The following is a 9757-nucleotide window of genomic DNA, read 5'->3' as shown; positions in this document are numbered from 1 at the left end:
AACAATCGCTGCTTGAGCAGGAAAAAAAGGCAAATGCTAATAAGCATTCAACCATTTCTTAAAAACAGGAGAGCGTTCGGTACTCACGATGGTATCTTGTTCGGATGCGGGTTGAAGAATCAACTTCACCCTGCCTTTCGAGTAAGTAATCATTTCGTCAATAGCGGAAAGCCCCACAATAAACTGCCGATTGATCCGAAAAAAACGATCCTCGGGAAGGAGCTCCTCCAGCTTTTCCAGTGAGTAATCAACAGGATAACGACGACCACTTTTCGTCATAAAAAAGGTGATACGGTCTTCGGTATAAGCGTAGGCAATATCCTTGACATCCAACAGCTTTATCTGCTGCCCCAGACGAATTAAGAAGCGAGCTTCACTACGGATTTCCAGTTGTTGAGCCAACTTTTGGTAATCGATGGCTGGTGCAGCTTGCTGGTCTAGAAATTTATCGATGGCTTTGGCCAAGGCCTCCCTTTTGATGGGTTTCAGCAGATAGTCAATGGCATTCACCTGAAAAGCTTCAATGGCATATTGATCGTAAGCGGTAGTAAAAATAACCGGCGTTTTCACGGTAACGTGTTGAAAAATCTCGAAGCTGGCACCATCGGCTAAATGGATATCCAGGAGGATCAAATCAGGGGCGGGTTCCTGGTCAAAGAAAGCAACACTTTCGGCAATGCTTTCCAGTACTGGCAGTAGTTCAGCAGCTGGCAGTATTTCTACGACCAATTTCTTTAACCGGCGAGCCGCAGCAGGTTCGTCTTCTACGATGAGTACTTTCATTGGTTTAGTTTATCGGTAATCAAGGGAATACTTATCCGGAAAAGATCATCTTTTTCTTCGATTTTTACGGGCAAGTTACTGATTAAGGCATAACGATTACGGATGTTCTGCAGCCCAAAACCCGTAGAAGGTTGCTTGGTGAGTTTAGGCTGAATAACATTCTCCACGATCAGGTAATCGGCTTCCGTGTAGATACTGATTTTAAGTGGATGGTGCCTGCTGATGACATTATGCTTTACGGCGTTCTCAATCAGCATCTGGATCACTAAAGGAGGCACACTTACTCCTTGGGGAAGGGCAGCAATATCCAACTGCAAATGATCCTGATACCGCTGGGTGAGGAGAAAATGATAATCTTTTACGACCTGTATCTCGTCGCTTAAATCCACGGCATCCTGCTCCCTGTATTGAAGAATCGAGCGGTAAAAATCGGCTAATTTTTCTACGTAAGTAACTGCACCTTTGGGGTTTTCCTCAATGAGTGCAACCAGCGTATTAAAGGAGTTGAACAAAAAGTGAGGATTGATCTGGCTCTTTAGCGTTTCGTACTGGCTTTCCACTTTATCCTTGTGCAGAAGTGCTTCTTTTTGTAATCGGCTTTCTCTTTTTTGCAAATAGAAGTGTCCTAAAAAACCTACTAGCAAAATCGAGGTCGCAATAAACCACCCTTGTAAGTAAAAAGGTGGACGAATCCTAAACGCGAAGCTTACTGGCTGCTCCGCCGTAGAAAAATGGTTGTTTTGAGAAGCAGTCACCACAAATTCATAGCGCCCCGGTGGCAAATTGGAATAGACCACCTGTTGATCACGAGTCGAAATCCAATCTTGATCAAAACCTTTCAATTGATAGCGAAAACGCACTTCTTCGGGGTCACTGAGCCATACTCCTTGAAAGCGAAAAATAAGGTTGTTTTCTTTTGCATTCAAGATCTTCTTGTTTTCAAAATCGAGGGGATCAAGATACACGGAAACTTGCTCCAAGTGTACGCGCGGTTGCTGTCGGTACTCACCTTGGAAAGGAGCATAGCGGAGCAACTGCCCTATACCGCCTAGCCACACGTTACCTTCTTGGTCGGTAGCGATAGCATTCAGCACAGGGGAGAAATTGGCTTCTTTAGCAAAATGATGATAATCAATGGTTTGCCCCGTAGCTATATCGTGCACCACCAACCCGCGCTGGTGCGTAATCAGGACATTACCAAAATGGTCATTGCCGAGGCCAACCACTTCATTTTTACTAAAAGTCAGCGGTATTTTCGGTCTTTGAAAACTTCCTTTTTCTAAATAATACAGCTGTTGATCATTGGTACTGATCCAAATACGCCCATGGCCATCCTCCGTAATGGCGTAGACCACATTTATAGATGCACTGTCTTTACTTGTACGGTAAGTTTTAAGGCTACCATCTTTTTGCACGCAACTCAAACCGTGGCCATCCGTACCAAACCATACATTGCCTGCATGATCGATATAGTTACAATACAAAAAGTCGGTACCAATAGATCGGGTAGTCTCAGGTCTACTAAATCGCGGCAAGGCTCCGGCCCGAGGGGTCGTTGAATAATAGACCCCACCCAGGGTTGCCAGCCAAATGCCATTGGCATCTCCGGTGATGGATAAAATGCTGCCGTTGGCTAAACCTTGATCGGCGCCAACCTCTAACAGACTCCTCTTTTCAGGATCGAGGATAAACAAACCTTCCCCAAAGGTACCCAACCACAAACGGTTCTTGTCGTCAATATGCAAGCTAATAATATTCAAATCTTTAGCTAATGCAAAGGGTACCAGCGTTCCTCCGGAAACCGGACAGTAATACAGCCCTTGTTGACTTCCGATCCAGATCCGGTTCTTGTGATCTATGGCAATCGCCTGGTTAGTTACGGGAAGATTGCCCCAATTGAGTAAACGGGCCTGTACCCGACACAGCCCTTGGTCATGCGAGAGTACCCACAACAAGCCCTCCTGATCAAAGAGTAATTCAACGATACGTTGCGGAGGAGATTCCAGTTGGGTCTCCTTGTGGATGAGCTTTTGATCTTTGAGTGAAAACACCTGCAATCCCTGCTCTTGGGTGCCTACCCAGAGTTGGTCCTGGTCTACTTTAGCAATACTACTCACGATCCCACCTGGCCAAAAGTCCGGCAAGCTCACTTTTAGTTGGTTGTTTTTGACTTGACAATAAGCAATACCTGCGTCGTAGGTACCCAGCCAAACGCCACCCGCAGGATCAGCGAAAAGATGAGTGACGATGTTATCGGGCAAACCATTCGCCGTAGAAAAATTACGCACCTGCTTTTTGTCTTTTTGCCAGGTAAGCAAACAAATCCCCCCATCATTGGCCGCCCAAACCATGCCTGTACGATCAATAACAAGGTCATAAATATCTTCACTGACCAGACCTTCCTCCTTCCCGAACTGGTAGAGTCTTCCCTTGCGATAGCAATAAACACCTTCTCCATAGGTAGCAATCCACAATTGCCCGAGGCTGTCCTTTTGCATCGCTGTAATGCTGGCTTGCGGCCAACCTTCCTCTATTTCCCAGGGTTGAAACTGCCCCAACTCATTTTCATACGCAATCTGACCGGTGCTGTACCCCATCCACTTTTTGCCCTCTGGATCTTCGTAAACAGTACTGATATCCAAGGTATTGAAAACACCGCTGAGAGGGACGGGCAAGGTGTTTTCGCCATCATATTTCCAGCATCCGGCACTGGCTCCTATCCACAAACTACCATCCTCAGCTTGCAACAAGCTACTGTAGCTGCCGTCTATCAAATCACTCTCTTCGGACAAACAATCGTAGGAAAAATATTGCGCATTGAGAATTGAGCCAATACCTGACCACAACACCATTCCCAGTATCCTAAGTAAGTGCTTCAAGGTTTATTCTTTTTTTATCAACACCGCAGCAACTTCCACCTGAATGACTTCCGCGATTTTTTGGTTGACAATCCGGGGAATAGTAATGTGATGCTCATCAAGGCGAACGGAAAAGTTGCTGGTAATTTTTATGCTGCTCCCATCAACCACTAGTTGGCTCTTGATGATTCGTTCCTGTTCTACGCCGTGTACATTGAGAATACCCTTGGCCCGGATGGTATACGCTCCATCTTTGCTAAAGTCTACCTGCTCAATGATTCGGCCTTTGAAACTGGTCTGTGGATAGAGGCTGCTCTCCAGGTAATTTTCATTAAAATGCTGCCGTTGCAAGGGGCTATTAAAACCCTGGAAAGAATTTACATTTACGGCAAAAGCAAAAATATTACCCTCTGTATCCAAAATTCCTCTCAATTCATTAGAGCTTGCCGCAATCATCTCCAAAGGAGCATCCGAGAGGAAGTTGACGACCCCATCACGCGTCTGCCAGGTTACCCGCTGACTTTGAGCTGGTACTAAAAAAATGCTTAGCAGAAATAGGAAGAGGAATATTCGCATGGTATTGGCTTAAGTCAGAAAATTAGTTAATCCTTTTGACAGATGAATAAAAAGATAGACTCAACGAGAATATATTCTTGCTGAACGAGCAAAAACCGTTCTCCATTACGCTGTTCCTAAAATCCTTTCGTTTCGAAAATGGAATTGGGGCTAATTCTTTCGGCCTTCGCCACTTTGTTTCCTCCCTGATCCGTATCTTGTGGGCAAAATAAAGCAGTTTTGATTCCATCTCCTACGTCTTCGTATCTCGATCAGCTAAATGATGTTCAGCGCCAGGCAGTTATCAACACCGATGGGCCGGTGCTCGTTGTGGCGGGGCCCGGTTCTGGCAAAACCAGAGTACTGACTTACCGTATCGCCTACCTTATAGAGCAGGGCGTCGCGCCCTGGGAAATTCTCGCACTGACATTCACCAACAAGGCCGCCCGGGAGATGAAAGAGCGGATCGAAAAAGTGGTCGGCCAGCGGGCCAGTCGGGTATGGGCAGGGACTTTTCACTCGCTGTTTGCGCGGATTCTGAGAGTGGAAGCCGAACACATTGGCTACCCCAGTAATTTTACGATTTACGATGCTGATGATAGCAAAAGCCTGATCAAATTGCTGATCAAGGAAAATAATCTGAATACCGATACTTATAATGTAAACAGCGTTCGCCAGCGTATTTCCTCCGCCAAGAGCAACCTAATTACCCCTACACTCTACCAGCAAAATGAGGAGCTGATGGCCCAGGATCGTATGTCGCGGATGCCTGCCTTGTACAAGCTTTATTCGGCCTATACTGCGCGTTGCAAGAAAGCTGGTGCTATGGATTTTGACGATTTGCTTTATCGTCTTTATGAATTGCTACAAAGTAAGGAGGAGATATTAAAAAAATACCGTCAGAAGTTTCGCTACGTCCTCGTAGACGAGTTTCAGGATACCAACCACCTCCAATATGCTATTGTCCGCAAGCTGGTACAGTACGATGGTAGTGCCCGCAATATCACCGTCGTAGGTGATGATGCACAATCCATCTACGCTTTCCGTGGCGCGACGATCCAAAACATTCTGGATTTTGAAAACGACTTTCAGAAATACAACATCCAGGTCTTCAAGCTGGAGCAGAACTATCGTTCTACCGAGCACATCGTCCAGGCAGCCAATGAGGTAATCACCAATAACCGCCGCCAGATTCAAAAGAAAATTTGGTCAGACAAAGGAGAAGGGCAAAAGATCACGGTCATCAAAGCGATGACCGACAGCGAAGAAGGCAAGCGTATCGTGGATACCATCCTGGAACAAAAAACACGCCATCACTTAGCCAATAAGGAGATAGCCATCCTGTATAGAACCAATGCTCAGAGCCGCGTTTTTGAAGAATACCTCCGGCGCTACAACATCGCCTATCGGGTCTTTGGTGGCCAATCTTTTTATCAACGCAAAGAAGTAAAAGACCTGGTAGCTTACCTGCGCGCCGTCGTTAATCCCAAGGATGAAGAAGCCTTGCGGCGCGTCATCAATTTCCCTAAACGGGCCATTGGTAATACAACGGTAGATAAGATTTTGGCCCTGGCAACGCAGCAGAACATCAGCATGTGGGACGCCATCAAGCAATTCCCTGCCAGTGGCCGTACCCGTAGCAACCTCAACGAATTTATCGACATCATCGAAGGGGCTCATAAAAAACTCAATACCGCCAACGCCTACGAGGTAGCTACCTTGATCGCCAAGCGCTCAAAGTTGGAAGATTTTTACAAAAAAGACAACTCTATTGAAGGCATGGGGCGCATGGAAAACTTCCAGTCCCTACTCAACGGCATACAGGCTTTCGTGGAAGACGAAGGCCCTGGTGGTGCAACGGAAGAGGCAAGCGACAAGGGCCTCGCCAGCTACCTGCAAAACATTGCGCTACTGACAGATGCCGATGACAAAGACCCCGAAATGGCCGACAATGTGACGCTCATGTCAGTGCATGCGGCCAAAGGGCTGGAGTTTCGTTCTGTTTTTGTCTCTGGTCTGGAGGAAAAACTCTTCCCCAGCTTTATGAGTATGGACACGCCGGAAGGACTGGACGAAGAGCGCCGCCTCTTTTACGTCGCCATCACCCGTGCCGAAGAATTCCTGACCCTGAGTTTTGCTAACGCCCGCTACCGTTTTGGCAAGATGAGCTACAACGAGCCCAGTCGTTTCCTCACCGAAATACCAACACACCACGTCACCAATACCGCCAACCTCAGCAGTGTCACCGACGAAGCCCGCACCCCCATGGGCCCACCCGCTGCCCGAGTGACGGGCAACTTCAAGCGCGCGCAAAATGGCCCGCTGAAACCCGTCATTGACCCTAAGGATTTCAAACCCAGTCCCAACGATCAGATCCGGGCGGGCATGATCGTCCTTCACCTCAAGTTTGGCAAAGGAAAGGTGATTCACATCGACAATGGCGTCGCTCAAATCCATTTCAAAGGCATCCCCAACCCTGAGAAGAAGATCATGCTGAAGTTTGCTAAGTTGCAGATTCTGGAATAGGATTTTTGGGAGTTGTAGGATGTGTAGGATTTTTCTTGAATTTGGTAAAGGAAAGGTGATTCACATCTACAATGGCCTCGCTCAAATCTGTTTCAAAGGCATCCCAATCCGGAGAAGAAGCTCATGTGGAAGTTTGATAAGTTGCAGGTTCTGGAATAGGATTTTTGGGAGTTGTAGGATGTGTAGGATTTTTCTTGAATTTGGTAAAGGAAAGGTGATTCACATCGACAATGGTCTCGTTCAAATCTGTTTCAAAGGCATCCCAATCCTGAGAAGAAGATCATGTGGAAGTTTGATAAGTTGCAGGTTCTGGAATAGGATTTTTGGGAGTTGTAGGATGTGTAGGATTTTTCTTGAATTTGGTAAAGGAAAGGTGATTCACATCTACAATGGCCTCGCTCAAATCTGTTTCAAAGGCATCCCAATCCTGAGAAGAAGATCATGCTGAAGTTTGATAAGTTGCAGATTCTGGAATAGGATTTTTGGGAGTTGTAGGATGTGTAGGATTTTTCTTGAATTTGGTAAAGGAAAGGTGATTCACATCTACAATGGTCTCGTTCAAATCTGTTTCAAAGGCATCCCAAACCCTGAGAAGAAGATCATGCTGAAGTTTGATAAGTTGCAGGTTCTAGAATAGGATTTTTGGGAGTTGTAGGATTTGTAGGATTTTTTCTTGACTTTGGTAAAGGAAAGGTGATTCACATCTACAATGGCCTCGCTCAAATCTGTTTCAAAGGCATCCCAATCCTGAGAAGAAGATCATGTGGAAGTTTGATAAGTTGCAGATTCTGGAATAGGATTTTTGGGAGTTGTAGGATGTGTAGGATTTTTCTTGAATTTGGTAAAGAAAAGGTGATTCACATCTACAATGGCCTCGCTCAAATCTGTTTCAAAGGCATCCCAAACCCTGAGAAGAAGATCATGCGGAAGTTTGCTAAGTTGCAGGTTCTGGAATAGGATTTTTGGGAGTTGTAGGATGTGTAGGATTTTTCTTGAATTTGGTAAAGGAAAGGTGATTCACATCGACAATGGCCTCGCTCAAATCTGTTTCAAAGGCATCCCAATCCTGAGAAGAAGATCATGTGGAAGTTTGATAAGTTGCAGGTTCTGGAATAGGATTTTTGGGAGTTGTAGGATGTGTAGGATTTTTCTTGAATTTGGTAAAGGAAAGGTGATTCACATCGACAATGGTCTCGTTCAAATCTGTTTCAAAGGCATCCCAAACCCTGAGAAGAAGATCATGCGGAAGTTTGCTAAGTTGCAGGTTCTGGAATAGGATTTTTGAGATGTGTAGGATTTGTAGGATTTTTGGGATGTGTAGGATTTTTTGGGTGGGTTGGTGTCTCTTTCCCTTTGTATTGCTCTATATCTTAATCTTAGGCAAACATTCGTCCGAACTTAATTCCCTCTTACGATCTTCTATATGGTATTTACACTACAAAATAGAAAATCATTGAATAACAAAACGTTGTTGGTGCAGCTGTCCCCTTATTTTATACTGTAAGAGGTAAACACCAACAGGCAATCCCTTAACGTCAATCTGAGTAGTCTTCTCGCTTAATTTTCCCGACATTATTCTCCTTCCATCATGGGTAAAAACCTGGTAAGCGATAGATGCTCCAAGCAGTGAAGCGGGGAGGTCTATCTGCAACCAATCACGGGTGGGATTGGGATACAATACGAGAACATCCGCTTGCGTCAAGTCGTTGGTGGAAGTTGGGCCACCGTTAACGCGGTAGCGAACCAAGGCAAAATTGGCATAACCAAATACATATCCATCATCTTTGGCCCGAAGGACTACAGGGTAAGCTTGGGTACGGACGTGCTCCTCGCGGACAATCCATTCAAAATCGGCGACGACTAAGTCGATGTTGATCGAGGCGGGTTCTGCATAATAATCGAATAGCCCACTGGTAGCTCTCAGGGCTGGCACGATGGTGTTGTCGTCTTGGGCAATCGCCTGAAAACGAACGGTATCCCCAACACTTACTTCCTGGATCACCACGAGAGGCGTGTTTAACTGAAATGATGGTCGATCATTTTGTCCGTCTGTATCTTCCACGAAAAATTTCATGTCCCGCACCACCCTATCCATCAGCGTCCCATTTCGGTAACTAGCAACTTGGATAGCAAAAGTGTAAGTTCCTGCTTGATCAAAAAGAAAGCTAAAAATCCCCGTTTCAGCATCAATCGTTGCTAGCGTTCCAATACCAAAATAGTTGGGCACCGGTTCGTTTGGTCCTTGTTTCGGAACGACCAACTCATAGGCCAAACTGTCATCATCAATATCAAATGCGTTGGGCAAGTGTAGGTACTGCTGTCCTGAAAAAGCATAATTGGTGGGTGTTTCTAATAAGACAGGTAAGTGGTTGTTTTCATAATCTTCGATCAGGGTGATTTCAGATTCAGTATACAGTGGGATGCTCACTGAATTAGGGAAATTAACATTCAAGATTCCAGGGGCACGATTCGGGTTCTCCACTGATAATAAATAACGAGCCATCGTAGCGTAAGTATGAGAACCCGAATAGATGTACTTGATAAAGTTCTCATCTACCGGTGTACCATCCGGAATACCATTTCCATTAATATCGGCGTTGTTCGAGATCGCTACTCGGCTTATCGTCCCATCTCCCCATGACAAGCTAAGCGAATCACGGAAACCATCCGTTTGTACTGCAATTCCTTTGATATATACAATAATCGAGGCATCAATGGAAAAAAGCCCCGTTTGTTGGGCCTGAATTTCAATGCCCCAAATATCAAAAGCAGAGGTTTGGGTGATGTTGAAAAAGAATAGCGCGAAAAGGAGGAGGTGTACAGGAACTTTCATTACTCAGAGAAATTGGTGACGGCGAAAATGTAATCTTTGTAATTTACAAAATAACTACCTGATAAACAAGGCCTGAGCTGGTTGGAAGGGTGTAAATATGTAAGGGTTGCAAAGGTGTAAAAGTAGGGTATACTCATTTTAGGGTGAGTCATCTCGCGCTTGAGTGGTTTGAAGCGTAATTGGCTTCTTCGTGCTTGACCTC

The 9757-nt window shown here is 45.4% G+C and carries 5 protein-coding genes; 1 reads left to right on the top strand and 4 read right to left on the bottom strand.

The window, feature by feature from the left end; genetic code table 11:
- Positions 1-36 precede the first annotated feature (36 nt).
- From AB0L18_RS15710 to AB0L18_RS15700, 3 genes are read right to left on the bottom strand one after another with little or no spacing between them, the layout of a single operon-like run.
- Positions 37-783: a LytR/AlgR family response regulator transcription factor gene (locus tag AB0L18_RS15710; RefSeq protein WP_367388254.1), complete on the bottom strand. Its 747-nt coding sequence runs from the start codon at positions 781-783 to the stop codon at positions 37-39.
- On the bottom strand, positions 780-3662 hold the full coding sequence (locus tag AB0L18_RS15705; RefSeq protein ID WP_367388253.1) for a two-component regulator propeller domain-containing protein: 2883 nt from the start codon (positions 3660-3662) through the stop codon (positions 780-782). Before AB0L18_RS15705 ends, AB0L18_RS15710 begins: the two co-directional genes overlap by 4 nt.
- A gap of 3 nt (positions 3663-3665) precedes the next feature.
- Positions 3666-4217, bottom strand: a complete 552-nt coding sequence (locus AB0L18_RS15700; RefSeq protein ID WP_367388252.1) for a YceI family protein — start codon at positions 4215-4217, stop codon at positions 3666-3668.
- A 219-nt stretch (positions 4218-4436) separates the two neighbouring features.
- Here AB0L18_RS15700 and AB0L18_RS15695 point away from each other — a divergent pair, with 219 nt between their 5' ends.
- Positions 4437-6722, top strand: a complete 2286-nt coding sequence (locus AB0L18_RS15695) for an ATP-dependent helicase (protein ID WP_367388251.1) — start codon at positions 4437-4439, stop codon at positions 6720-6722.
- 1450 nt (positions 6723-8172) lie between these two features.
- On the opposite strand, the gene AB0L18_RS15690 is transcribed toward AB0L18_RS15695, so the two are convergent.
- Positions 8173-9555 (bottom strand): T9SS type A sorting domain-containing protein, encoded by a 1383-nt coding sequence (locus AB0L18_RS15690; protein WP_367388250.1) that lies wholly within the window; start codon positions 9553-9555, stop codon positions 8173-8175.
- Positions 9556-9757 lie beyond the last annotated feature (202 nt).

This window comes from Lewinella sp. LCG006, assembly GCF_040784935.1.
GTDB lineage: Bacteria > Bacteroidota > Bacteroidia > Chitinophagales > Saprospiraceae > Lewinella.
Note: the sequence above shows the minus strand (reverse complement) of the source record. Positions and strands in the feature narration are given on the sequence as shown.